Source organism: Kribbella antiqua (genome assembly GCF_004345665.1).
Classification (GTDB): Bacteria; Actinomycetota; Actinomycetes; order Propionibacteriales; family Kribbellaceae; genus Kribbella; species Kribbella antiqua.
Window position 1 is genome coordinate 59,462 of record NZ_SLWR01000001.1, and the last position, 22,901, is coordinate 82,362.

23 protein-coding genes and 1 pseudogene are annotated in these 22,901 nt (G+C 67.0%); 11 read left to right on the forward strand and 13 right to left on the reverse strand.

Going from position 1 to position 22,901, the window contains the following annotated elements; genetic code table 11:
- Window positions 1–5: 5 nt before the first annotated feature.
- Complete coding sequence (locus EV646_RS00290) at window positions 6–2,390, forward strand: ATP-binding cassette domain-containing protein (protein ID WP_132142692.1); 2,385 nt, start codon at window positions 6–8, stop codon at window positions 2,388–2,390.
- Here the strand turns inward: EV646_RS00290 and EV646_RS00295 are convergent.
- Window positions 2,383–3,345: a helix-turn-helix transcriptional regulator gene (locus EV646_RS00295; RefSeq protein WP_132142694.1), complete on the reverse strand. Its 963-nt coding sequence runs from the start codon at window positions 3,343–3,345 to the stop codon at window positions 2,383–2,385. The genes EV646_RS00290 and EV646_RS00295 overlap by 8 nt on opposite strands.
- A 61-nt stretch (window positions 3,346–3,406) precedes the next feature.
- Between EV646_RS00295 and EV646_RS00300 the strand changes: the two genes are divergently transcribed.
- Entirely contained in the window at window positions 3,407–3,874 is a 468-nt protein-coding gene (locus EV646_RS00300) for a VOC family protein (RefSeq protein WP_132142696.1), read from the forward strand.
- 18 nt (window positions 3,875–3,892) lie between these two features.
- On the opposite strand, the gene EV646_RS00305 is transcribed toward EV646_RS00300, so the two are convergent.
- From EV646_RS00305 to EV646_RS38705, 3 genes are all read right to left on the reverse strand, one after another.
- Window positions 3,893–4,738, reverse strand: coding sequence for a hypothetical protein (locus EV646_RS00305; protein ID WP_132142698.1), 846 nt, complete (start codon window positions 4,736–4,738; stop codon window positions 3,893–3,895).
- 29 nt (window positions 4,739–4,767) lie between these two features.
- Window positions 4,768–5,427, reverse strand: coding sequence for a hypothetical protein (locus EV646_RS00310; protein WP_158290863.1), 660 nt, complete (start codon window positions 5,425–5,427; stop codon window positions 4,768–4,770).
- A 102-nt stretch (window positions 5,428–5,529) separates the two neighbouring features.
- Window positions 5,530–6,243, reverse strand: coding sequence for a hypothetical protein (locus tag EV646_RS38705; protein WP_158290864.1), 714 nt, complete (start codon window positions 6,241–6,243; stop codon window positions 5,530–5,532).
- A gap of 159 nt (window positions 6,244–6,402) precedes the next feature.
- Here EV646_RS38705 and EV646_RS40865 point away from each other — a divergent pair.
- Together EV646_RS40865 and EV646_RS39725 are read left to right on the forward strand one after the other, a co-directional pair.
- Window positions 6,403–6,582 (forward strand): annotated as a pseudogene (locus EV646_RS40865) (cupin domain-containing protein); the annotation flags it as partial.
- A 225-nt stretch (window positions 6,583–6,807) separates the two neighbouring features.
- A complete protein-coding gene (locus tag EV646_RS39725; protein ID WP_241995083.1) occupies window positions 6,808–7,191 on the forward strand; it encodes a PPOX class F420-dependent oxidoreductase in 384 nt (127 codons plus the stop codon).
- Here EV646_RS39725 and helR read toward each other — a convergent pair.
- Both helR and EV646_RS40510 read right to left on the reverse strand, forming a co-directional pair.
- The gene (helR, locus tag EV646_RS00320) at window positions 7,188–9,353 is read right to left on the reverse strand and encodes an RNA polymerase recycling motor ATPase HelR (RefSeq protein WP_132142704.1); all 2,166 of its coding nucleotides are present in this window, start codon (window positions 9,351–9,353) and stop codon (window positions 7,188–7,190) included. The genes EV646_RS39725 and helR overlap by 4 nt on opposite strands.
- Before the next feature lie 2 nt (window positions 9,354–9,355).
- Window positions 9,356–10,567 carry a glycosyltransferase gene (locus EV646_RS40510; RefSeq protein ID WP_132142706.1) on the reverse strand — a complete coding sequence of 404 codons (1,212 nt, stop codon included), beginning with the start codon at window positions 10,565–10,567 and terminating at the stop codon, window positions 9,356–9,358.
- A gap of 170 nt (window positions 10,568–10,737) precedes the next feature.
- On the opposite strand from EV646_RS40510, the gene EV646_RS00330 reads away from it, so the two are divergent.
- Complete coding sequence (locus EV646_RS00330) at window positions 10,738–10,950, forward strand: hypothetical protein (protein WP_132142707.1); 213 nt, start codon at window positions 10,738–10,740, stop codon at window positions 10,948–10,950.
- A 2-nt stretch (window positions 10,951–10,952) separates the two neighbouring features.
- Window positions 10,953–11,174, forward strand: coding sequence for an NUDIX hydrolase (locus EV646_RS00335; protein ID WP_132142709.1), 222 nt, complete (start codon window positions 10,953–10,955; stop codon window positions 11,172–11,174).
- Between the two features lie 60 nt (window positions 11,175–11,234).
- Here the strand turns inward: EV646_RS00335 and EV646_RS00340 are convergent, their stop codons facing one another.
- The 4 genes from EV646_RS00340 to EV646_RS00355 form a co-directional block, all read right to left on the reverse strand.
- Window positions 11,235–11,594 (reverse strand): YciI family protein, encoded by a 360-nt coding sequence (locus EV646_RS00340; protein WP_132142711.1) that lies wholly within the window; start codon window positions 11,592–11,594, stop codon window positions 11,235–11,237.
- A gap of 177 nt (window positions 11,595–11,771) precedes the next feature.
- Window positions 11,772–12,521: a VOC family protein gene (locus EV646_RS00345; RefSeq protein WP_338419234.1), complete on the reverse strand. Its 750-nt coding sequence runs from the start codon at window positions 12,519–12,521 to the stop codon at window positions 11,772–11,774.
- A gap of 129 nt (window positions 12,522–12,650) precedes the next feature.
- The gene (locus tag EV646_RS00350; RefSeq protein ID WP_132142715.1) at window positions 12,651–13,334 is read right to left on the reverse strand and encodes a response regulator transcription factor; all 684 of its coding nucleotides are present in this window, start codon (window positions 13,332–13,334) and stop codon (window positions 12,651–12,653) included.
- Window positions 13,334–14,386, reverse strand: a complete 1,053-nt coding sequence (locus tag EV646_RS00355) for a sensor histidine kinase (RefSeq protein WP_132142717.1) — start codon at window positions 14,384–14,386, stop codon at window positions 13,334–13,336. The genes EV646_RS00350 and EV646_RS00355 overlap by 1 nt, the downstream gene beginning before the upstream one ends.
- A gap of 163 nt (window positions 14,387–14,549) precedes the next feature.
- On the opposite strand from EV646_RS00355, the gene EV646_RS00360 reads away from it, so the two are divergent.
- Window positions 14,550–14,996 carry a response regulator gene (locus tag EV646_RS00360; RefSeq protein ID WP_132142719.1) on the forward strand — a complete coding sequence of 149 codons (447 nt, stop codon included), beginning with the start codon at window positions 14,550–14,552 and terminating at the stop codon, window positions 14,994–14,996.
- On the opposite strand, the gene EV646_RS00365 is transcribed toward EV646_RS00360, so the two are convergent.
- Window positions 14,947–16,578 (reverse strand): PAS domain S-box protein, encoded by a 1,632-nt coding sequence (locus EV646_RS00365; protein WP_132142721.1) that lies wholly within the window; start codon window positions 16,576–16,578, stop codon window positions 14,947–14,949. The two genes, EV646_RS00360 and EV646_RS00365, sit on opposite strands and share 50 nt — an antisense overlap.
- 214 nt (window positions 16,579–16,792) lie before the next feature.
- On the opposite strand from EV646_RS00365, the gene EV646_RS00370 reads away from it, so the two are divergent.
- The 3 genes from EV646_RS00370 to EV646_RS00380 all read left to right on the forward strand — a co-directional run bounded on the left by EV646_RS00370 (window position 16,793) and on the right by EV646_RS00380 (window position 20,366).
- Window positions 16,793–17,341 (forward strand): hypothetical protein, encoded by a 549-nt coding sequence (locus tag EV646_RS00370; RefSeq protein WP_132142723.1) that lies wholly within the window; start codon window positions 16,793–16,795, stop codon window positions 17,339–17,341.
- A gap of 98 nt (window positions 17,342–17,439) precedes the next feature.
- On the forward strand, window positions 17,440–17,955 hold the full coding sequence (locus tag EV646_RS00375; protein ID WP_199236729.1) for a hypothetical protein: 516 nt from the start codon (window positions 17,440–17,442) through the stop codon (window positions 17,953–17,955).
- On the forward strand, window positions 17,955–20,366 hold the full coding sequence (locus EV646_RS00380; RefSeq protein ID WP_132142725.1) for a LamG domain-containing protein: 2,412 nt from the start codon (window positions 17,955–17,957) through the stop codon (window positions 20,364–20,366). The genes EV646_RS00375 and EV646_RS00380 overlap by 1 nt, the downstream gene beginning before the upstream one ends.
- 66 nt (window positions 20,367–20,432) lie before the next feature.
- Here the strand turns inward: EV646_RS00380 and EV646_RS00385 are convergent, their stop codons facing one another.
- Both EV646_RS00385 and EV646_RS00390 read right to left on the reverse strand, forming a co-directional pair.
- A complete protein-coding gene (locus EV646_RS00385; RefSeq protein WP_132142727.1) occupies window positions 20,433–21,584 on the reverse strand; it encodes a hypothetical protein in 1,152 nt (383 codons plus the stop codon).
- Entirely contained in the window at window positions 21,581–22,117 is a 537-nt protein-coding gene (locus tag EV646_RS00390; protein ID WP_241995085.1) for a SigE family RNA polymerase sigma factor, read from the reverse strand. The genes EV646_RS00385 and EV646_RS00390 overlap by 4 nt, the downstream gene beginning before the upstream one ends.
- A 121-nt stretch (window positions 22,118–22,238) precedes the next feature.
- Here EV646_RS00390 and EV646_RS00395 point away from each other — a divergent pair, with 121 nt between their 5' ends.
- The gene (locus EV646_RS00395) at window positions 22,239–22,874 is read left to right on the forward strand and encodes a DUF3626 domain-containing protein (protein ID WP_241995087.1); all 636 of its coding nucleotides are present in this window, start codon (window positions 22,239–22,241) and stop codon (window positions 22,872–22,874) included.
- Window positions 22,875–22,901: the final 27 nt, after the last annotated feature.

The window sequence follows — 22,901 nt, forward strand, 5'->3', positions numbered from 1 at the left end:
CGACCATGGCCACGAGGACCCGAACGCAGCCGCCCGCGCAACAGCATGTTGCCGACAGCCACGATCTGATCCGCGTGCACGGCGCGCGGGAGAACAACCTCAAGGACGTGGACATCGAGATCCCGAAGCGCCGGCTGACGGTGTTCACTGGGGTCTCCGGCTCCGGTAAGAGCTCGCTGGTGTTCGACACCATCGCGGCCGAGTCGCAGCGGATGATCAACGAGACGTACAGCGCCTTCCTGCAGGGGTTCATGCCGAACCTGAACCGCCCGGAGGTCGACGTACTGGACGGGCTGACCACCGCGATCATCGTGGATCAGGAGCGGATGGGTTCCAACCCGCGCTCCACCGTCGGTACGGCGACCGACGCCAACGCGATGCTGCGGATCCTGTTCAGCCGGATCGCCAAGCCGCATGTCGGGCCGCCGACGGCGTACTCGTTCAACGTCCCGAAGCGGACCGCGACCGGCTCGATGGTCGCCGACAAGGGCGCCGGCGAGAAGACCGTCGTACGCAACGCCGTCTACCACGGCGGCATGTGCCCGAAGTGCGAAGGCATGGGCTCGGTCAACGACTTCGACCTGACCGCGCTGTACGACGAGACCAAGTCGCTGAACGAGGGTGCGCTGACCATCCCCGGCTACAGCATGGAGGGGTGGTACGGGCGGATCTTCCGCGGCTCCGGCTACTTCAACCCGGACAAGCCGATCAAGAAGTACACCAAGAAGGAACTGCACGACCTGCTCTACCGGGAGCCGACCAAGGTCAAGGTCGAGGGGATCAACCTGACCTACAGCGGCCTGATCCCGCAGATCCAGAAGTCGTTCCTGTCCAAGGACGTGGACGCGATGCAGCCGCACATCCGCGCCTTCGTGGAGCGGGCGGTGACGTTCACGATCTGCCCGGACTGTAACGGCACGCGGCTCAGCCAGGAAGCTCTGTCGTCGAAGATCAAGGGCAAGAACATCGCCGACCTCTGCACGATGCAGATCAGCGACCTGGCCGAGTGGATCCGCGGCCTCGAGGACCGTTCGGTGGCGCCGCTGCTGACCGGGCTGCAGCACCTGCTCGACTCGTTCGCCGAGATCGGACTGGGGTACCTGTCGCTCGATCGGCCGGCGGGCACGCTGTCCGGCGGCGAGGCGCAGCGGACCAAGATGATCCGGCACCTCGGCTCGTCGCTCACCGATGTCACGTATGTCTTCGACGAGCCGACGATCGGCCTGCACCCGCATGACATCGAGCGGATGAACGGCCTGCTGCTGCAACTGCGCGACAAGGGCAACACCGTGCTCGTCGTCGAGCACAAGCCCGAGACCATCGCCATCGCCGACCACGTCGTCGACCTCGGCCCGGGCGCCGGTTCGGCGGGCGGAACCGTCTGCTTCGAGGGCACGGTGGAGGGGCTGCGGAAGAGTGACACCATCACTGGTCGCCACTTCGACGACCGGGCGCGGTTGAAGGACTCCGTGCGTACGTCGTCAGGCGCGCTGGAGGTGCGCGGTGCGACGACCCACAACCTCCAGGGCGTGGACGTCGACCTCCCTCTCGGCGTGCTCTGCGTACTCACGGGAGTCGCCGGGTCCGGCAAGAGCTCGCTGATCGACGGTTCGGTCGCCGGTCGCGAGGGCGTGGTGGTGATCGACCAGGCGGCGATCCGTGGCTCGCGTCGAAGCAACCCAGCGACGTACACCGGACTGCTCGACCCGATCCGCAAGGCGTTCGCGAAGGCCAACGGGGTGAAGCCGGCGCTGTTCAGCTCCAACTCCGAGGGCGCCTGCCCGACCTGCAACGGCGCCGGCGTGATCTACACCGACCTGGGTGTCATGGCGACGGTGGAGTCGACGTGTGAGGAGTGCGAGGGCAGGCGGTTCCAGGCGTCGGTGCTCGAGTACACGCTGGGCGGCCGGAACATCGCCGAAGTACTCGCTATGCCGGTGACGGAGGCTTTGGAGTTCTTTGGCGACGGCGAGGCCAAGACGCCGGCTGCGCACAAGATCCTCGACCGGCTGGCTGACGTCGGGCTCGGGTACCTTTCGCTGGGGCAGCCGTTGACCACGCTGTCCGGCGGTGAGCGGCAGCGCCTGAAGCTGGCCGCGCAGATGGGGGACAAGGGCGACGTCTACGTCCTCGACGAGCCCACGACCGGTCTGCACCTGGCGGATGTCGAGCAGCTGCTCGGTCTGCTCGACCGGCTCGTCGACTCTGGCAAGTCCGCCATCGTCATCGAGCACCACCAAGCGGTGATGGCGCACGCCGACTGGATCATCGACCTCGGTCCCGGCGCAGGTCACGACGGCGGCAAGATCGTCTTCGAGGGCACACCCGCAGAGCTCGTCGCCGCCAAGTCGACCACCACCGGCAAGCACCTGGCGTCGTACGTCAGCTGACCTCGGTGCTGGCGGACAGCAACCTGTCCGCCAGCACTCGGCAGCGATCCCTGAGCTCTGGCGGGTCGAGTGCCTCGAACGGGTGGCCCAGCAGGACAACGTGCATGAGCACGAAGTCGAGGCTGCCGGCACCACTCAGCACCTCGCAGGTCTCGCTGTCACGCTCTCGTACGACGGCAGCCGACGCCGGCAGCTGCGCACGCACAGTCTCAGCCGACGCATGCAGCAGGAAGCGCGCCTGGTACCGGTACACCCGGCTCGCCACACTCTCCTGCACGTACGACGCCGCGTCAGGAGCCTCACGTGGATGGAAGTGCCAGGTCCGCGCGGCCACCTCGGTCATCCGGTCGACTCGAAAGCTCCGCCAGTCGTCGCGATCCAGGTCGTACGCGAGCAGGTACCAGCGCCGGTCCGACGCGACCAGCCGATACGGCTCGACCCGCCGACGTCGTACCTCATCCCCAGACGGGTAGTCGAACCCAGCCTCGACCTCGTCGCGGCACGCCCTGGCCAGCGCCATCAGTACGTCGGAGTCGACCGGCGTCCGGCCTCCGCCGAACGACTCGACCGAACCGGACAGCGCCCGTACCTCGTGACGTAGCCGAGTCGGCAGCACCCGGTCGAGCTTGGTCAACGCCCGTACGGCGGCCTCGCCGGCTCCGGCGACCTCGCCACCCGCACCGGCGAGCAGGGAGACCGCAGTGGCGATCGCCTCGTCGTCGTCGAGCAGCAGCGGCGGCAGGTCCTGGCCGGGGCCGAGCTGGTAGCCGCCGCCGACGCCCTGGCTGGCGTGAACCTGGTAGCCGAGGGTGCGCAGCCGCTCCACGTCACGCCGTACGGTGCGCGGGGTGACGCCGAGACGGGCGGCGAGCTCGGGGCCCGTCCAGACCTGGCGTTGCTGGAGCAGGCCGAGCAGCGTGAGCACCCGCTCCGTCGTACCCCGCTCGTCCTCCATGGGCTCACTCTGCCAGAGATAGCGGACCGATCCTGTCCGCTAGAGGTGTCAGAGTGGCCCCATGAACGGAGTCAGGCACATTCAGGTCACCTTTGATGCACACGATCCGCAGGCGCTGGCGGGGTTCTGGCGCGAGGTGCTCGGCTATGAGTTTCCCGCGCCGCCCGGAGTCGAGCTGCCCGAGGGCGCCGACCCGCTGGCCGCGTGGGACGAGTTCCTCGACCGGATCGGCGTACCGAAGGAGGAACGCAACACTCGGTCAGCCCTCGAAGACCCAGCCGGCGAGGGTCCGCGTCTGTTCTTCCAGCAGGTGCCGGAGGACAAGGTCGCCAAGAACCGCGTCCACCTGGATGTCCGGGCAGCTCCTGGGCTCCAGGGCGATGAACGGATGGCGGCGCTGGAGGCCGAGTGCTCTCGCCTCGTCGCGTTGGGCGCAACGCGAGTGCAACGCTTCGACCCTGACCCACCACTGGGCTTCGGCACCATCGTCATGCAGGATCCCGAAGGCAACGAGTTCTGCCTGGACTGACGCGCTCGGTTGTTGAGGTCAGCCGCGGCCGCCGCGGTCGCGGCTGCTCTCGGTGCTGTAGCCCGATCGTCGCTCCTGCTCGCCCGACGCGGCCGGCTGGCGTTTCTCCAGGGACACTGGCGGGTTGAGCCCGGCATGCGCTGCGAGCGCAGTACTCTCATCGGCCACGCTGACGGCGGGATGCCGGGCGACCGTCAGCCACTTGTCGGTCTCCTGCACTTTGAGATCGGCCGTGGTCAGGTCGGTGTGGGCACGCTGATGGACATCCTCGAGCGACGGAACACCCGTTTTCTCGGGTTCCCCGAGCCGGGCCGGGGACATGGTCGCGTCGACGGACTTGAGCTTGGTCTCGACGCTCTCAAGACGTGCGACCGCGGTCTGTGCGGCGTCGCGAGCGTTCGTGGCGGCCAGCGAGAGCAGGTTCACCCGGTCGGACAGCACCTTGGCCAATTGCTGGTCGTGTCCTTCGATCTGCTGCAGTGACTCGAGCCCTCGCTGCGCGCTCTCGAGGCTCTTCACGGCCTTGTTCAGTTCGCCGAGGGCGGGAGGACCTGCGTAATAGAGACGGTTGAGGCTCGGGCCGCTCAGAGTACGCCGGGCGGTCTCGACGGCCTCGGAGAGGGAGCGCGAGAGGTCCCGGGCTCTGATTCTCCACTGATGCCGGCCGGGAAACTCGTCCTCGGCGACCTGGCGGGTGCTCAAGGCGGCGGTGAGCTGGTAGCTCAGGGTTCGCGTGTACGACGACTGCTCCAGCCTGAGCTTGGTCTTCTCGACGGTCTGCGCCGCGTTCCGCAAGGAGACCTTAGCCGCCTCGAGATCGCCCGCAATGCCGTCTGACAATGTCCTCGCTGCTTCGTCGGCCATCTGGGGAGCGTACTGACGCAGGAGTCCAATCAGCTTGGGAAGCGCGGCCGGTAGTCGCGCGTGACGTGGCGGATCTTTCGGTAACCCACGAAGGCGAGCAAGGCCACGGTCACGACCGCGGTGATGACACCGACGATCGTTCGGAGCGTGTCGCCGGCGCCCGAGGCCTCGCAGATGACGGCGGCCAGGACGCCGGTGACGACGGCGTTGATGGTGCCGATGACGACCGGTGATCCTGAGAGCCAGTGGGTCAGGCCGACTCGGCTGCGGAAGCTGTAGGTCTTCAGCATGCCTGGCGCGTCGTCGTGGTGGCTCGCGACGAAATACGGCTCGAGCTCTGGCGCGAGCTCGACGTATGCGTGCCGTAGGCGGTTCATCCCGATGACCAGCCAGGCGTCCTCGATGTCCGCCTCGATCAGGCGGAAGTACGTGCCGACGCCGACGAGTAGCGCCACCGGAAGAACCAGCAGCGCGAACGTCTGGAAGCTCTCTCCGAAGCCGGTCGCGTTCGCCACCAGCGAGAGCGCGATGACGGTAGCCGAAAGGACTGTCAGGTACGTCCCGGTCCGGCTGAAGATCTCGTTCCACGTCATACTGCGAGTCGCCAGCAGACTCCAATGCTCGGTCGCCAGAAACTGCGCGTGCGGTTTCGCCTCCAATTCGAGGCCGTCAAGCGTCGGCGGGTTCATTCGCCCACCATTCCCCGTCAACGAGCAGTGAACAAGACGGCGTTGAGGAAATGGCGAAGCGGCCCGCCGGGCGGACGGTTGGCAGCACGGCAGCCTACGGGGTTAGCGGTACTGGATTCTGTAGGCGGCGTGGGCGTCTCCCTGGGACAGGCCGACGTTCGAGATGCCGAGGACGAGTTGGTGGCCGTTGGCATCGTTGTGGTAGGTCACGTACGTCGTACCCGCAGCGCCTTCAGCCGCCACGCGGCGCCAGGACGGGCCGCCGGTGGGGGAGATGTGGGTGAGGCTGCTCACCACCGCCGGTGTTGCGTAGTACGACATCCAGGTCTTGTCGCCCCGGCCCCAAGCCCGCACCAGGTTGTCGGACCAGGCGACCGGGCCCCAGGCGCGTGGCTCTTCTTGGAACCGTGCCGTGTAGGCGGCGTGCCAGCCGTCCGATTCGCGCAGCCCGACGTTCTGGACGCCGATGGTCAGATTCCCACCGCGCGCGTCGTCGTGGTAGGTCACATAGATTGTCCCGGCAGCACCTTCGGCCGAGACCCGCCGCCAGTGAATACCACCCGGCGTCGCCTGCCCGAACAAGGTTCGGGCCGTTGCCGCGGACGCGTAGCAATCGGTCGCCGGGCGATCGCCGCGGCCCCAGGCACGTACCAGCCGATCGGCATAGCTGACAGCATCCAATCGCGCGGGCGATGCCATCCCATTACACGTCGCTGTCGTGACGGCAGCCGACGCCGCCGACCCACTAACCAGCACCAACGGCGCCACGATCGTCAACGCTGCCGCCGCTCCCAGAACCTTGATCCTTCGACGCACGATCGACCTCCCGAGTCGGATGTAGCCCTTACCCATGGGACGCCACAGCCCACCCCAGAGTTGGTTACAGCCGCCGCTCGATTGCCGACAACCGTCGTTCGGCGACGCCGGGGGCGGGAGCGGGTGAGGGGTAGCGTTAGGGGCATGCCTGACTTTGTTATGCGGCGGTGGGAGCTGACGCCGCATCCCTTTCCGCAGGCTCCGCTGCATGTTCATGACGGCGGCGACGAGGGGTTTGTTGTGCTGAGCGGACAGCTCGACGTCACGCTCGGGACCGACGTACGGAGGCTCGGTCCCGGAGAGTTCGTCGTGGTCCCAGCCGGTACGGCGCACACCTTCGCGACGGTCGACGACATTCGCAGCGTCGATTCTGGTGACGATGACACCGCAGATCGATGCTCTGGTGCGCGAGTTGCACCAAGTCCCCGAACACGAGCGTCCCCTGGTCTGGGCACGTCACAACTCCCGCCCGCTCTGACGCACGCCGCGACTCCACACTGGGGTTCCCTCAGGGGACTCAACATGCTACGGTCTCCTAAAGGAACTCCGGAAAGGATTACGACGATGCTGAACGCCGACGTACGACGCCACCTGGACGGCACCTCGATTGCTCACCTCGCCACCGTTCTGCCGGACGGTTCGCCTCACACCGTTCCGGTCTGGGTCGCGACGCATGGCGACAAGATCGTCTTCCTCACCGGCCCGAACTCCCGCAAGGCCCGCAACCTCCGCCGCGACCCGCGGGTGGCGCTGTCCCTGGCACCCGCCGACAACCCGTTCGAGCCCGTCGTCATCCGCGGCCGGGTCACCGAATGGATCGAGGGTGACCCGGCCTGGGAGATCATCGACCAGATCTCCGCGAAGTACATCGGTGCGCCGTACTCCCGGGACCTCGACCGCATCGTCGCCGTCGTGGAGCCCGAGCACCAGACCGTCGGCGTGAGCTAACTCGTGAGGACCACCAGCCGCTGAGTCGCCCGGGTCATCGCGACATAGCGGTCGACCGCCCCCTCGATCCCGTCGCCGAACGTCTCCGGATCAATCAGTACGACGAGATCGAACTCGAGCCCCTTCGACAGTTCCGGCGTCAGCGAGCGGACGCGGAGCGTCGTACCGAACTCGATGTCCTTGGCGCTGATCACGCAGGCGATGCCGTCGGAGTGCTCGGCGAGCCAGGCATCCAAGATCGACTCCAGTTCAGCGGTGGATCCGTGCGTGACGGGCACGCCGCTGCTGCGGATCGAGGTCGGCACGTTGGCGTCCGGAAGCACCGCACGGATGACCGGCTCGGCTTCGATCATCACCTCTTCCGGCGTCCGGTAATTGATGCTCAGGGACGCCAGGTTGATCCGGTCGAGCCCGATCCGCTCCAGCCGTTCCTGCCACGACTCCGCGAACCCATGCCTGGCCTGAGCCCGGTCCCCGACGATGGTGAAACTGCGGGACGGGCAGCGGAGCAGCAACATCTGCCACTCGGCGTCGGTCAGCTCCTGAGCCTCGTCCACGACGATGTGCGCGAACGGGCCGGCGAGCAGATCCGGGTCGGCGGTGGGCAACGCGGTCTCGTCGATCAGGGCCTCCCGGATGTCCTGCCCGCGCAGCATCGGCACCCAGCCCTCGTTGTCGTCATCGGCCTCGAGAATGTGGTCGATGACATCGGCCATGCGTTCACGTTCGGCCGCGGCGACCGCCTTTTGCCGGCGCTTCCGCCGGGAAGCCTCCGGGTCGCCGAGCCTCTGCCGCGCCGCGTCCAGGAGCGGCAGGTCGGACACCGTCCACGCCTGGGGATCCGCGCGCTGCAGCTTCTTGACCTCCTCCGGGCTCAGCCACGGAGCACACATCCGCAGGTACGCCGGCACCGACCAGAGATCGCCAACCAGGTCAGTCGGTTCGATCAGCGGCCACGCCTTGTTGAAGGTATCGACCAGATCCTCGTTCTGCTGAAGGGATCTGCGCAGCATCTCCTCCGAGACGTCGTCATCGTCGTACTCGTCCGCGTGCTTGTCCATCAGGATCGTGAGCAGCTCTTCCCACACCTGATCGCGCACCTCGTTGTGCGGCGTACTCGGATCTGCGGATCCAAACGCCTCGGCCCAGTCGGCAGGGCTGAGCCGGATGTCGGACCAATGCGTCTCGACCGTCATCCCCTTGGCCGGCACCTCTTCGTAGAGCAGTACGGCCGGTTCGATCGCCTTCACCATGTCCGCGGAAGACTTGAGCGCGGCCACAGTCGGGTCTTCTTCGTCCGGTGCCGTGGCTCCCTCGGGGAGGAGATCCCGCAGGGTGCAGGTCTGCACGCCTTCCTCGCCGAGGCTCGGCAGGACGTCGGAGACGTAGGCCAGGTAGGGCTGGTGCGGACCGACGAACAGTACGCCGCCACGGCGGTGCCCGAGGCGTGGGTCGGAGTACAGCAGGAAGGCAGTGCGGTGCAGGGCGACGACGGTCTTGCCTGTACCTGGACCGCCGTCGACGACGAGAGCGCCCCGGGATCCCGCCCGGATGATGGCGTCCTGGTCGGCCTGGATGGTGCCGAGTACGTCGCGCATCCGGTCGGAGCGGTTGCTGCCCAGGCTGGCGATGAAGGCTGACTGGTCGTCGAGCGCGGCGTGGCCCTCGAACCCGTCTTCGGTGAACACCTCGTCCCAGTAGTCGCTGATCCGGCCGCGCGTCCACCGATACCTGCGGCGGCTTGCCAGGCCCATCGGGTTGGCGTGGGTCGCGCCGAAGAACGGCTCGGCCGCCGGGGAGCGCCAGTCGATCAGCAGCCGGCGACCGTCGCTGTCGGTGAGGCCGAGCCGGCCGACGTACACGGTCTCGCCGTCGTCCGCGCTGACGATGCGTCCGAGGCACAGATCTAGGCCGAAGCGGCGCAGCGTGCGAAGGCGAGAGGTCAGCCGGTGGATCTCCAGGTCCCGGTCCAGCGCCTCCTGGCCGGAGCCGCCGGGGGCCTTGCGGGTGGCGTCCAGTCGGTCGGACAGGTCCGCGATCGACTGCTCGAGCGTTGTCGCGATGGCTGCGAAGTGCTGCTCGTCGCCGGCGATCAGGGTCGGGTCGGCCTTGGGGGAGAGGTTGTCGGGAAGGTCGAACGCGCTGGTGGTCAGGGGACTCATGGTCATCGACTCCTCTCGAGCAGCAGCTTGGCGGCGACTGCTGCGCCGTCAGTGCGGATCGTTGCGGCCATGCCGGTCGCACGCTCGGCGGTTTCGGGGCTTAGGGCCGTCTTGAGCGCTGTCGACAGCGACTCGAAGGTCGGCGTCGGTCCGTCGTGTGCCGCGCCGATGCCCAGCTCAGCCACTCGTCCGGCCCAATACGGCTGGTCTGCTCCCTGGGGTACGACCACCTGAGGCGCTCCGGCCCGGGTGGCCGTTGTCGTCGTACCTGCTCCACCGTGGTGTACGACGGTTGCCACCCGGCTGAACAAGGCCTGGTGATTGGCCTCGCCGACGGCGAAGCAGTCGTCCTGGTCGTCGATCAGGGCAAGGTCGGCCCAACCACGCCCGACGATCGCACGGCGGCCCTGCGCGCGAATCGCCTCGATAGCCACCTCAGCGGCGTCCGACGATCCCCGCATCGGCATGCTGCCGAAGCCGACGTACACGGGCGGTTCGCCGTTGCGCAGGAACGCTTGGAGGTCGGCCGGAAGTGGGCGTTCGTCCGGCAGAATCCACGCTCCGGTCTGTACGACGTCGAGCTCCGGATTCGGCCGCCACGGGTCCAGTGCCGGGTCTGTTGCCAGCCACGGCTGATCTCCGAGGACGTACGCGCGTACATCGTCCACCGGAAGCAGACCGATCGACGCCCGGTTGGTGTTGAGCGCATCACCGAACAGCACGTTGTTGCTCTCGGCATCCAAGTCCCACAGGACTCGGTTGTCGGTCACCTCCGGCGGGAACGCCCGGCCTGGATAGGTCAGTGGCGGGCGATGCGGCGATGGCACGGTGAGCTGCTGGAATGTGACGGACACGGAGTAGATGCCCAGCTTCTCGGCAACCGACAGCGCGCCCGCCGCGGCCGGCGTCATCCCGGTCGCCACCAGGGCGTCGCATCCCTCGGCCGCGGCGGTGACAGCGTCGAACTGGCTGGCGATGACCTCGGCCGCGCGTTGAGAGATGGATGACGGCTTCGGCGCCGACTTTGTCAGCGCTCGTGCTGACGGGCCGACCGGCACCATCGCTACGCCGACACCCGCGAGCCGCTGCGCGAAGTCCTCATCCGCCGGTGCACAGATCCGTACCTCCGCGCCTCGCTCCCGCAACCGAACCGCCAACGCCACCAGCGGCTCGACGTCCCCGCGCGACCCATACGTCGACAACACCACACGCATTCAGCGACTCCAATTTCCGCAGGTTTTGGCGTACGGTCCGCAATTTTGCGGCACAGACCGGGCCTTGCGGCAAGTCCCCCCATGCGCTATAAGTTAGACATGGCAAGGAGAGTATTTCCTCCTTGCTTTTTCTTTTGTGTCGGCTGCTTTACGGCGGCTAGCATCCGTGGATGAGCTTCCGGATCGATCGCGTCATCGAGGAACGGGCGCCTGGTGACGCCGGGCTGGCCGTGCTGCTGGGATCCGCGTTCGCCGAGCTCGTCGCGCGGTGCGCGCAGCCCGAGGCGATTGCGCTGTATGAGTCGAGCGGATACGTCCCGGCGGCGCCGTGGGGCAAGTACGTCGACCAGCCGCTGACCCGCTGCTACGCGAAGGCGCTGTAGCGGTGCACTTCAGCGAGTACGACACGAGGCTGGCGGCGTACGCCGTGATCGTTGACTCGGACAAGATCCTGCTGACTTGGTTCGTCGGCAATGACCACGCGCCGGCCTGCTGGTCGATGCCGGGTGGCGGTGTCGAGTTCGCCCAGTGGGTGCCACTGGGCGAAGCACGCTCGCTGTCGCCGCGCGCCGACATCGTCGACGTCGCTCTCAACACGACCCGTTGAAGGGTTCCGCGACCTCATCGTGGAACGGCAGCCGTTCCACGATGAGGTCGCGCGATGGAGTCAGCCGGCCTGAGGCTGCGGCTTGAAGCGGCGGACCTCATGCGGCCAACCGCATGCCTCCGCGACCTTGCCCGCCCACATCTTGGCGGCCTCGTCGTCGGCCACGTTCACCAGCGCGAACCCGCCCAGATACTCCTTGGTCTCGACGTACGGTCCGTCGGTGATCAACACGTCGCCACTGGTGGGGTCGGCGCTGTAGACCGGGCCGTCCTCCTCCTCCAGCCCTCCGGCGAAGACGTAAACGCCGGCAGCCTTCATCTCGTCCACGACCGCCCTGGCGAGTGGCCCACGCCCGCCGAACCACTCCTCGGTGTGGTCGCCCACCCACTGCTGGTTGAAGTAGATGAGGTACTCGGGCATGTCTGCTCCTTCAGCTCCAGCGGACCCGCTGTCCGCCTCCACCTACGCTACGAACGGCGTCCGGTCGATACGACAAGCGATCGGCAAGAAGTTTTCAGGACCTCCACCGCTCGGCCTCCGCCCCTGCAACTGGCTACGAGTAGCCAAACCGCAGACCTCAAGGCCCGACAAATGCACTCATCCCTTTGCTGAGGGAGTGGCAGAATGTTGTGGGGCCAGCACACAGAACTCGTTGCCGTCGGGGTCGGCCATGACGACCCAGTCGACGTCGCCCTGGCCGATGTCGATGCGCTTGGCGCCGAGTGAGATCAGACGGTCAACCTCGGCTTGCTGATCGCCGCCGGCCGGGGGAGCGAGGTCGAAGTGCAGCCGGTTCTTGCCGAGCTTCGGGCTCACCGGGGGACCGCCCCAGGTGATCTTCGGACCGCCGTGCGGCGAGCGGATCGCGGTCTCCTCGTCCTGGTCCCAGACCAGCGGCCAGTCCAGCGCCTTGCTCCAGAAGTACCCGACCTCCTGGGTGCCGTCGGACGAGAGCGCTCCGATGAATCCGCAGTCGGCAAGGAAGTTGTTTCCCGCCTCGATGACGCAGAACTCGTTGCCTTCGGGGTCCGCGAGTACGACGTGACCTTCTTCAGGCAGCTGACCGACGTCGATGTGCCGGGCGCCAAGTCCGAGTGCCCGCTCGACGATCACCTGCTGGGGCTCGAGATTGCTCGTCAGATCGAAGTGGGTCTGGTTCGGACCGGCCTTCGGTTCCTCGGTCGGAGCAAACCGGATCCGGAACCCGGTGTCGTCGTTCGGCAGGATCGCGATCTCGTCGTCAGCCATCTCCCAGCCCAGGACCCCAGCCCAGAACCGCGCGAGACGAACCGGCTCGTTTGCATCAAAGCAAAGCGCGAAAAGATGAGAAGTCATCGCAGTCCGCATCTCCGATCTGTTGACTCACGGCCGCGGATAGGGCCCGTCCTACCTACTCATGAGGAAACGAACGCTATGGCGCTCTGGTGCTGCGAAGCAACGCAATAAATTTGCCGGGCTGATGACGCCCGGTTGCTGTCACGCCGCGCCGCGGAAGCGGTAGCCGAAGCCGCGAACAGACTCGATCTGCACACACGTCGAATCGTGTGATTCGAGCTTTCGGCGGAGTCGGAGAACGGCGAACTTCACCCGTTCCAGGCCGAGACCGCTGGGGTCGTCCCACACCTGGGCAAGCAACTGGGTCGGGTTCAGGATCGAGCCCCGGTGCCGGACCAGGACGGCCAGCAGGCGGAACTCTGTCGGCGTCAGTCGCACGTCTAGACCGTCCAGCCGCACCGATCGCTGCTGCGGATCGATCCGCAGCCGGCCGTCGTCGTAGACCTCGATCGCCCAGGTCGGCGGCACCGTCCGGCGCAGCAAGGCTTCCAGTCGCGCCACCAGTTCGTTGCTGCCGAACGGCTTCGTGAGGTAGTCGTCTGCTCCTGCCCGTAGTCCACGGACCTTGTCGGCCTCCTGGCCATGTCCACTGAGGATGAGGATCGGCAGGTCGCTGATGTCCCGGACCCGCTCGAGAACCTGCCAGCCGTCCATATCCCGCAGCCCGATGTCGAGCACCAGGAGATCAGGGCGCAGGGAGTGCACGGCCCGCAGACCCGCCCGCCCGTCCTCGACATGGTCCACCTCGTAACCTGACCGGCGAAGAAGTACACCGAGCGCGAGCCCGACGTCGGCATCGTCCTCGATCACCAGGACGCGGCTCATCACCGCTCACCCGGTCGCCGCCAGGGAAGCCGCACGCTGATCGTGATGCCGCTGCCCGTGTTGGCGGCCCGGATGGTGCCCCCGTGACTTTCCGTGATCGCCCGGCTCAGCGCCAGTCCGAGCCCGGTCGCGGCTGTACCAGGCCGCGGCCGGCTGGATGTCTGGTGGAAGGCGGTGAAAAGCTGGTCGAGATCACCCTCGGGATTTCCGGTGCCGGAGTCGGTGACCTCGATCCGCCAACCGGTGGGCGCCGGCACGGCCCGGAGTGTCACGGCGCCGCCTGGCGTGGCGACATCGAGCCTGTTGATGACGAGACTGGTCAGCAACTGGTGCAGGCGGCCCCAATCACAGCTGATGCGCGGTCCGTCGACATCCTCGCCGCGCAGGGCGACCGCCGCGGACCGGGCGCGGGGTTGCTGCTCGGCTACGACAGCCCGCACCAGCTCAGGGATAGAGACGAGCGCCAGGTCCAACTGCAATTCCCCTGACTCCAGCCGAGCGATGAGAGCCAACTCGTCGATGACGGCGAGCATGCGATCGCTGGTACGCCGGATGATCTCGGCGAACTGGCGATTCTCCTCGGTCAGTTCGCCCTCCGCTGCGTCGGTCAGGAAGCCGGAGAAGGCGATCAACGATGTCAGTGAGCCCCGCAATGCATGGCACACGGCAGCGACGAAGTCGTTGCCGGCAGCCGGGCCGTCGGGATGCCTCACCCGCTCGGCGAGAACCTCTGCGAATGCGCCGAGTGCTGTCAGCAGCGCATCGTCGGTCGCCGCGCCAGTCGTACGAACCGACAGCAGTTGCCCGTCGCAACCAGTTCCGATCAGCCAGACCAGGTCGGTCGCTGCGTGTGAAGGCGGACCGACCCAAGCTGCGTCGAGTCGCGCGGAGCTGATGCTGGGCACCTCCGCCAACCGAGCGACCACCCCGTGGGCGTCATCCCTGCTGCGGATGGCCATGGCCGGGGCCAGCAGAGCGAGCACTGCTTGCAGATCGGCCCGCGTCGAGACAGGCCGACCGCCTGCGCCGATGTCGAGTCGCGCTGTTGTCATCTGTCTCGCCTGTCCGCTTGTGCCGGGCGCGGCATCCTCGAGTACGCCGCGGCCCGACCTTCACTATAGTCGATACATCAGCAATGAGTCGCGATTCGCTTACCTTGGGTGAGAATGACCCTGGACAGTCCTGACAGCAAGTCCATGGATCAGGGGAAGGTGTATGGCCGCAGCGGACATCGTGCTCGTCGTCGACGACGACGAGGACATCCGGGAGGCGATCCGGCGGATCGTCACCAAGTGCGGCTACTCGGCCCTCGCTGCCTCCGACGCCCGGGCCGCCCTGCGTGCCGCGCAGGCTGTGGGCGGTCCGATCAGATTGTTGCTCACCGATGTGTGGATGCCCGGACACATCAGCGCATCCACGTTGGCAGAACAGCTGACCGGCCTCCACCCGAACCTGAGCGTGGTCTACGTCTCCGGATTGCCCAAGGAGCTCGCGGTCGGCAGGGGACTTGTGGGCGCGGACGCAAGCTTCCTCGAGAAGCCGTTCACCCCAGCTCAGCTGGTGGAGGCGATCAGGGCGGCCCTCGGCGATAACGGGACCGGCACCCAGGTAGTCAGTTCGCCGCTGGGCCAGGCGCGTCCAGAACGGCGCGGACCATCTTGAGCAGCTCCGTCTGTGAGAACGGCTTCTCGATCAAGGCGACGCCCGGCTGCAAGGTCCCTTGCGAGGTCAGCACCGGCTGTGCGTAGCCGGACATGTAGAGCACGCGGATGCCGGGCCGTAGCACAGAGACCTTGTCCGCCACGTCCTTGCCCAGCATGCGCGGCATGACGACATCGGTGAGCAGCAACTGGATCGGTTCGTCGGTCGAGCTCAGCAACTCCAGCGCAGTGACACCGTCGGGCGCGGTCAGTACCCGGTAACTCTTCCGCATGAGCACGCGGCGGGTGACCTCGCGCATGGCGTCCTCGTCCTCGATCACGAGGATGGTCTCGCCCCCGACGGAGGGTCGGCCGGCAGACTGGGGCGGCGGCTCATGTTCTGCGGCCTCCACATCGTCCGCCGGGACCACCGTGGCCGGGATCAGCATGAAGAAGGTGCTGCCTTCCCCTGGCCGGGACATGATCTGTACGAACCCGTCCATTCGCATGATGATTCCGTAGACCGTTGCCAGCCCGAGGCCCGAGCCCTCGCCCTTCGGCTTGGTGGTGAAGAACGGTTCGAAGGCGTGCTCGATCACCTCCGCCGACATGCCATTGCCGTTGTCGCTCAGCCGGAGCCGGACGTACTGACCCGGGCTGAGGCCGTGATGGTTCGCCGCATAGGCCTTGTCCACAACGACATTCGCGGTGTCGATCCGCAGTACCCCACCGTTCGGCATCGCGTCCCGGGCGTTGACCGCGAGATTGACCAGGACCTGCTCGATCTGGCCGGGATCGGCCATCACCGGCCACAGATCCGGCGCCAGCTCGGCGACCAGGTCGATCTGTTCGTCCAGGGTCCGCTGGAGCAGGTGCTTCACGTTGCTCACGACCGCGTTGAGGGAGAGCACCCGGGGCCTGACTACCTCCCGGCGGCCGAAGGTGAGCAGCTGATGGGTCAGCCCGGCACCGCGTTCGGCTGCGCCCTGGATCTGCTGAAGGTCTTTCAAGGCCGCATCCCAGCGCCCCTGGTCGGCACCGCGCACGGCCTTGATCTCCTCTTCGACGAACGAGGCGTAGTTGAGGATCACGGAGAGAAGGTTGTTGAAGTCGTGTGCCACACCGCCGGCGAGCTGGCCCAGGCTTTCCAGTCGTTGCGACTGGTGCGACCGGTTCTCCGCCTGCTCTCGGTCCGCCTGAGCCCTGAGTACCTCGCGCTCGGCCTGCAGTTCGCGCCGCTCGGTGACGTCGCGGATCGCGGCGAAGGTGATGGTCCCATTCTCGGTCGCGATCGGCGACAGCGAGATCTCGGCCGGGAACTGAGTGCCGTCTTTGCGGCGGGCCGTGAGTTCGGAGCTCCCGTCCATCAGCCGCGGCCGGGGATCGACGACGTACCGAGCCCGTTTCGCCGGGTGCAGTGGGCGGGCGCCCTCCGGCACCAGGACCTCTACCGTCCGGCCGATCAACTCCTCGCGGGTGTAGCCGAACAAGGCCTCGACTCGGGCGTTCGCCAGAACAATGAGGCCGTCGGACGTGACGCCCACGATGGCGTCCGGAGCCACCTCAAGCCATCCCACCGGCAATTCTGTCGGCTGCTCGAGCATCTGTGCCACCCCCGTGTGACGACCTCTGCACTATAAGCAACCAGGCGACCGGGGTGCGGACCTGCGCAGAAATGACACCTGTTCTGCAACCTGACGGCACCGGCGCCCGCACCACAGGCGCCGCAGTCTCAGGACCAGGCGGAACCGACGCGCCTCCGCCCGAGCCAGGTCTACGCGACTCAACAGCATCACGTGCACCACGAAGGAGATTCTGATGTTCAAGATCCTGAGGAAGAAGCGAGTTTTCATTCCCCTGGCCGCCCTCGCGGTACTCGCCGTCAGCGGTATCGCCTACGCGTTCTGGACCACCAGTGGCGAGGGCGACGCAACGGGCACCACCGGCACCAGCACCGCGATGACGGTCACCCAGAACGGCGTGGTCAGCGGCATGACGCCGGGTAGCGCGGCGCAGCCCGTCAACTACACGATCACCAACACCGCCAGCACACCGCAGTACATCACCTCGGTGACGATCACGAAGGCGAGCGTCACCTACATCAACGCATCCGGCACAGGCACCGGAACCACTGCCGCCGACCATGCGGCCGGCGCGGTTGCCGAAGTGTGCACGACTGCCGACTTTGCCGTGGTTCAGCCGAGCGCGGTAGGCCTTGATCTTCCCAACGGCGACTCCGCCTTCACCCGGGATGCCGCTACGACGTACCAGGGCAGGCTGAGCGGCACGGTCCAGTTGCGCAACACCACCTCGAACCAGGACGACTGCAAGAACACCACCATCAACCTCACCATCACCGCCGCGTAGCAGCCCGGCTGTACACCAGCCAGTGGGGTGACGGGTGAGGCCGCCACCCCACTGGCTGCTCGACATCGACGTACCGCCGACGAGACCTCGGAGACATCATGAGCAAGACACTCCAACGGCGACACGGTCGATGGCTCACCTTCCCGCTCGTCGTCTTCGCCCTCAGCATGCTCACTGCCGTCGTTGCCGTGACCGCCGACGCCTACTGGCCCGGATCAGGTGATGGAAGCGCGGCCGGCACGGCTGGGGAAGCGCTGTCGATCACGATGACCGCCGGTACGGCGACCACCCAGCTCAGTCCGGGCGGTACCGCCGGCGTGGCGCTGACGATCTCCAACCCGAACTTGTTCGGCGTCCGGATCACCGAGCTGTCCTTGGACACGGGCGCCGGGACGGGCGGGTTCGCCGTCGACACCGCCCATGCCGGATGTGGCGTCTCAACGCTGAGCTACACCCGGCAAACCAATGGCGGAGCCGGCTGGACCATACCCGCGAAGGTCGGTGCTGTGAACGGCTCCCTGCCGCTGAATCTACCCGCTGCGCTGACGATGGCCGCCGCCGCGGCGAACGCCTGCCAGGGCGCAGGATTCACCGTATTCCTGTTGGCCGGCTGATGACGATCCATGCGGCTGCGCGCCATTCCACCCGATTCCGCCAGCCCTGGCGCCTCACCGGCATTGCTGTTGTTGTCGCCGTCACCATGATGCTGGTCGCCGGCAACGCTGCGGCGTACTGGACCAGCGGTTCCACCGCCGGAGCGGGCGGAGCCGCGGCAACGACGGTGAACCAGGGCGCGACACCCACCGCCAGCGGGGTCGGGAACACACTGACCGTCGACTGGGCCGCGAGCACCCTGGCGAACGGCACGGCAGTGGCGAACTACCTGGTCACCCGGTATGACGTCGCGACCCAGACTCCGCAACTCGTCTGCACAGTCACGGCCACGACGTGCACGGACTCGGCGGTGCCCTCGGGGCAGTGGGTCTATTCCGTCACACCACGCGTGGGGATCAACTGGCGCGGCCTCGAGAGTGCGAAGAGCAATCAGGTCGCGTCGGACCTCATCGCCCCCACGAACGCCGTCACCGTAGCCGTTGTCGCGGGCAACGCCGCCCTCAGCGGTGACACGATCTTCTACCGCGGGACGGCCGCGGGCTCCTTCCGGCTGCGCAACGCAGTGACCGACGCCGGATCAGGGCCTGCCTCGAGTACGACGACGCCCCTGACTGGCGGGCCGACCTGGACGCACAGCGCGTCGACCGTTTCCACGCCCGCGGGTGGGCCGTATCTATCCACCCCATTCACTTGGCCGGTCGCGACGACCAGTTCACCCACCGAGACCATCAGCGGTCGCGACGTCGCCGGCAACACGAGCACTCTGCCGCTGACCTTCGTCGACGATTCCACCGCACCGACCGGTGGCACCGTGAGCTACGCGGCGGGCTATCAGCCAGGCAAGTCGGTCCAGATCTCGTTCACCTCCGGAACCGACACCGGGTCGGGCATCGCCGGCCGGCAACTCCAACGATCCGCGGCAGCCTCGAACGCCGGCATCTGCCCAGCCATCGGCAGCTACAGCGCCTTCGTCGACATCGGCCCGCTCAACCCCGCCTCCCCGTACGTCGACAACCAGGTGACGACGGATATCTGCTACAGGTATCGCTACGTCATCACCGACCTGGTGGGCAACCAGTACATCGCGACGAACCCGAACGTCGCCATCGTCAGCTACGCCGGGGCCGTCAGCACGACAACTGGCGCTCTCAGCCTCTGGCGCTTCGGCGAAAGCACGACCGAGCTCATCTCCGCAGACAAGTTCACTGCCCCGACCGGCACGGAGTTGTCGGTCCACACCACCGATACCAGCTGGACCAGGTGGGGGGCGGACCTCAACACCGGCGTGATCACCGCTCAGGGCCGGCTTCGCCAGACTGCGGCGCTCACCGGGGCGGCCAGCTACTACACCTCGGCCACCCCGTCGAGCCCCGACTACTCAGTCGAGGCCGATATCACCGTCAAGTCGCTCCTGGCGATTGACGACGTCGGCATTGAAGGCCGCATCCAGCTCGGCAGCGGTCTGACCGGCACGTTCTATCTCGCCCGGTACCACATCGCCGCACTGGGCGTCGCCCAGTGGGAGCTGCGCCGAAACGTCGACGGCGGCAGCAGCTCGTTGGCAACAGTCCCGCAGTCGTTGACTGCCGGGCAGACCTACCGGCTCCGGCTGGACATGGTCGGATCGACGATCCGCCTGTTCGTCAATGGTGTCGTCATCGCAACAGTGTCCGACCCGTCTCCCATCAGTCCCGCCGGTCGGGCCGGCGTTCGACTCGGATCGACCGCTGCGATCCTCGGGCAGAGCGACACAACCGGTCTTCAGCTGGACAACTTCCAGGTGAACCTGTCGACGTACCCCCGCGCCGCGGACAGCCTGAGCACCAACACCGCCGACTACAAGAACGGCGTGACCCTCGGCGTCACCGGAGCACTTGCCGGCAGCACCGACACGGCCGCCAGATTCGACGGCCTCAACGACTTCCAGCAGGCGGCTGGAACAACTGGTCTCCCGGTCGGCGCCTCGCCCCGGTCCGTGGAGCTGTGGTTCAAGACGACGAGCTCGTCGCAGCAGATGTTGTTCGACTATGGCACGCCGGCGACGAACCAGAAGTTCTCCCTGAGCCTGAACGCCGGCGGGGCGTCGATGACGGCCTGGGCAGGAGGTTCGGGCTCGGACAAGACGTTCACGCCGGCGTCCGCCGTCAACGACGGCCTCTGGCACCATCTCGTGAAGACCTATGACGGCACCTCGATCGGGCTCTACGTGGACGGCGTCGCCCTGGCGCCGCAGGCTGCCGTCCGCGCGACGGTAATGGACCCGTACGGTTTCTCCATCGGCGCAGCGCTGAACACCTTGGACCCCAACTCACCCGCGTACTTCGACGGCACGATCGACGAGGTCGCCATCTATACCGCGGCGCTGAACCAGGCGACCGTCACCAACCACCACCAGTTCGGCACGCCCTGACCGGAAGCCTTCGGCTCGCTCGGAGATGTTCGAGTCCGGCGCAGGGTGCGGTGCACGTCAGGCGAGTCAGCGGTAGCCGGGGTCGATTGCGAAGTCGGGGGTGTCGAGGGTTTCGCAGGTGCCTGTCAGGACGTTGCAGCGCATTGCTGGGGTTTCCACGGAATTGGTTGAGGTGCGGGCGATCAGGATGTGTTCGGCGTCCTCCCAGACGGCTTTGTGTCGGGTGGTGACGCCTGCTGGGACCGTGTGGGTGGTCGACTTCCCGGTCTGGACGTCGTACGTCGTGAGGAGGTTTTGCTTGCCTCGCGAGTCGCTCGTCACCAGTATCGAGCCGTCCGGTGAGAGAGTGGCCCGAAGCAACATTCCGCAGCGTTCCTGCATCACCTCGTCGAGCTTGTTGCCAGCGGCAAGCGTCACGACGGACACACAGGGAAACGGCCTCGGACTGAGGTCGGAGAAGAGCATCCGATTGGTGGTGCGCCACACCGCCAGGATTCCTCCGTTGGTGTCGATGGTGATCGGATCGGCGCCGGGCTTCCAGAGCTTGACCCCATGATCCCAATACCAAACACCATCGGGATTCCAGCCGGTAAGCGCCGCCTGGGCGTCCGCCGGCACTGACGCGACCTGCCGGTCATCGGCGACTGATACGACCACCATGCGGGTGTCCGAGCCCGATCCGGTGATGAAGGCGACCCGGTCTCCTTCGGGCGAGAGTGCGATGCCGTCGCCTCTCGACTCGCCGTACGACTGGAAGGTGCCGTCGGGCAACAAGTGACCGACTTGGTCGCCACCGCCCCCGAGCACACCTACCCACCCGCACGCGACGCGGCCGTAGGACACGAACGACTGCCCAATTCGCAGCGGCACCCGAACATCGCCGTCCTGCAAGTACTTGGGCTCACCGTTGCGCGGGTCCACGAGGTACGGCACACGCGGCGGGTCGCCCGCTGGGACTCCGCCCGACGGGGAAGCCTTCGGCGGTGACGCGATAGCGCCGGCCGGGCATGTCGTCGTTGTCGGTCCGATTGCGGATTGGCGGACCAGGAGCGGTACGACGACCGCGGCGGCCACCGCGGCTGCTGCCACTACCATCCAGGCCCGGGCAGGCAGGCCTCGGCGCCGTACCGGAGTCTGAAATGCAGAGGCGGCCTCGTCGGGAACCGTGCCTGCAGCAGCTTCCAACGCATCCGTGAGCCGCGTCTCCAGGTCGTTCATCGGTTGTCCTCCAGTTTCCGGGCGAGGGCGGCCAGTCCGCGGGAGGCGGCTGAGCGGACACTCACCTCGCGGATCCCGAGCGTCGAGGCGATTTCGGGGTCGCTCAGGCGCAGGTAGAAGCGCAGGACGAGGACCTCGCGCTGGCGAGTCGGAAGGGTGTGCAGGGCCGCAAGCACCTCGCGGCGCTCCTCGCTGAGCATCGCCTCGGACTCCGTCGACCAGACTGGCGGCTCGGAGTGGACGAGCCGGCGTGCCGCCGTACGTCTCCTCAGTACCGTGCGACTGCCGTTGAGCACGCTGGACCGTAGGTACGACACGGCCTTGGTGTGGTCGACGATCCGGTCCCATCGCCGGTACAGGCCGGCGTACGCGTCCTGAACGACATCTTCGGCAGACGGCCGATCACCGAGCATCAGCAGAGCAAGCCGAACCATCCCCGCCCAGTGCTCGCGATACAGACCGCTGACCGCCTCGTCCCGCTCCTCAGCGGCGACGGGCGACAGATGGCGCCGGTTCAGGAACACCTCAGTCACACTCCAGAGACGCACCAACCGCGAATTTGTTGCACTGAGCGCCTCACCAAATGATCATCCAGGCGCAACGACCTGTCAGGAACGCGCGCGGGCACGCTGCAAGCTTTCGTACGATCGGTGCGTGGTTCAGCCGCCAGACGACAGCCGTGAGCGGGCGGCCGCTCGCATCGAGGCCGTCACACTCCAGTTCCACCCCGACTGGCCGTACCGCGGCGGCAAGGTCATCGAGTCGATGGCCGCCCACGGCCTCTACCGCTCCCAGTTCTCGACCGGCATCTCGAATGGAGGCCTCACGGCGTTCCCAGGTGGCGATCGCTGGCGCTGGGAAAGCCGCCTCTTCGTCGGCCGCTACGACGACGGTCCAACATCAGCTCGACCTGTCTACGGCGCGTGGAACAGGAGAGCCGATCCGTATGGCGGCGGGATCCGGTTCGGTTCCTCGTACGTGCGGCTTCGGCCAGAGGCCATGACTCGCGCAACGTTCTGCTTCCCCGACTCGGCGTTCGAACCGGCCGACGTCGGCGACCTCGACGTACTCCCGCACCTGTGCCGCCTGGCCGACGCATCCGGAGCCGACGACCTCGACGAATGCGTCGAAGCACACGTGCACGGACCACACATCGTCGACCTCGCGCGCTCCCTCGGCAACGAGCTGACGCCGAGCGTCGTCGGTACTGCCGCCCGGGCCCGCACCCACCCGCCGCAGCAGATCAAACAGGTCTGGCCCTGCCTCGCCCGCTTCGGAAGAACGCGCTAGTACGTCGAATAGTTGCCGTCCAGCATC

Coding starts and splice junctions, on each gene's coding strand:
- EV646_RS00385 (WP_132142727.1), bottom strand. CDS start 21,584: ATGAACGACCTGGAGACGCGGCTCACGGATGCGTTGGAAGCTGCTGCA.
- EV646_RS00290 (WP_132142692.1), top strand. CDS start 6: ATGGCCACGAGGACCCGAACGCAGCCGCCCGCGCAACAGCATGTTGCC.
- EV646_RS00365 (WP_132142721.1), bottom strand. CDS start 16,578: ATGCTCGAGCAGCCGACAGAATTGCCGGTGGGATGGCTTGAGGTGGCT.
- EV646_RS00330 (WP_132142707.1), top strand. CDS start 10,738: ATGAGCTTCCGGATCGATCGCGTCATCGAGGAACGGGCGCCTGGTGAC.
- EV646_RS00350 (WP_132142715.1), bottom strand. CDS start 13,334: ATGAGCCGCGTCCTGGTGATCGAGGACGATGCCGACGTCGGGCTCGCG.
- helR (WP_132142704.1), bottom strand. CDS start 9,353: ATGAGTCCCCTGACCACCAGCGCGTTCGACCTTCCCGACAACCTCTCC.
- EV646_RS00345 (WP_338419234.1), bottom strand. CDS start 12,521: ATGCGGACTGCGATGACTTCTCATCTTTTCGCGCTTTGCTTTGATGCA.
- EV646_RS00375 (WP_199236729.1), top strand. CDS start 17,440: ATGAGCAAGACACTCCAACGGCGACACGGTCGATGGCTCACCTTCCCG.
- EV646_RS00305 (WP_132142698.1), bottom strand. CDS start 4,738: ATGGCCGACGAAGCAGCGAGGACATTGTCAGACGGCATTGCGGGCGAT.
- EV646_RS00310 (WP_158290863.1), bottom strand. CDS start 5,427: ATGAACCCGCCGACGCTTGACGGCCTCGAATTGGAGGCGAAACCGCAC.
- EV646_RS00360 (WP_132142719.1), top strand. CDS start 14,550: ATGGCCGCAGCGGACATCGTGCTCGTCGTCGACGACGACGAGGACATC.
- EV646_RS00380 (WP_132142725.1), top strand. CDS start 17,955: ATGACGATCCATGCGGCTGCGCGCCATTCCACCCGATTCCGCCAGCCC.
- EV646_RS39725 (WP_241995083.1), top strand. CDS start 6,808: ATGCTGAACGCCGACGTACGACGCCACCTGGACGGCACCTCGATTGCT.
- EV646_RS40510 (WP_132142706.1), bottom strand. CDS start 10,567: ATGCGTGTGGTGTTGTCGACGTATGGGTCGCGCGGGGACGTCGAGCCG.
- EV646_RS00295 (WP_132142694.1), bottom strand. CDS start 3,345: ATGGAGGACGAGCGGGGTACGACGGAGCGGGTGCTCACGCTGCTCGGC.
- EV646_RS00370 (WP_132142723.1), top strand. CDS start 16,793: ATGTTCAAGATCCTGAGGAAGAAGCGAGTTTTCATTCCCCTGGCCGCC.
- EV646_RS00340 (WP_132142711.1), bottom strand. CDS start 11,594: ATGCCCGAGTACCTCATCTACTTCAACCAGCAGTGGGTGGGCGACCAC.
- EV646_RS00355 (WP_132142717.1), bottom strand. CDS start 14,386: ATGACAACAGCGCGACTCGACATCGGCGCAGGCGGTCGGCCTGTCTCG.
- EV646_RS00300 (WP_132142696.1), top strand. CDS start 3,407: ATGAACGGAGTCAGGCACATTCAGGTCACCTTTGATGCACACGATCCG.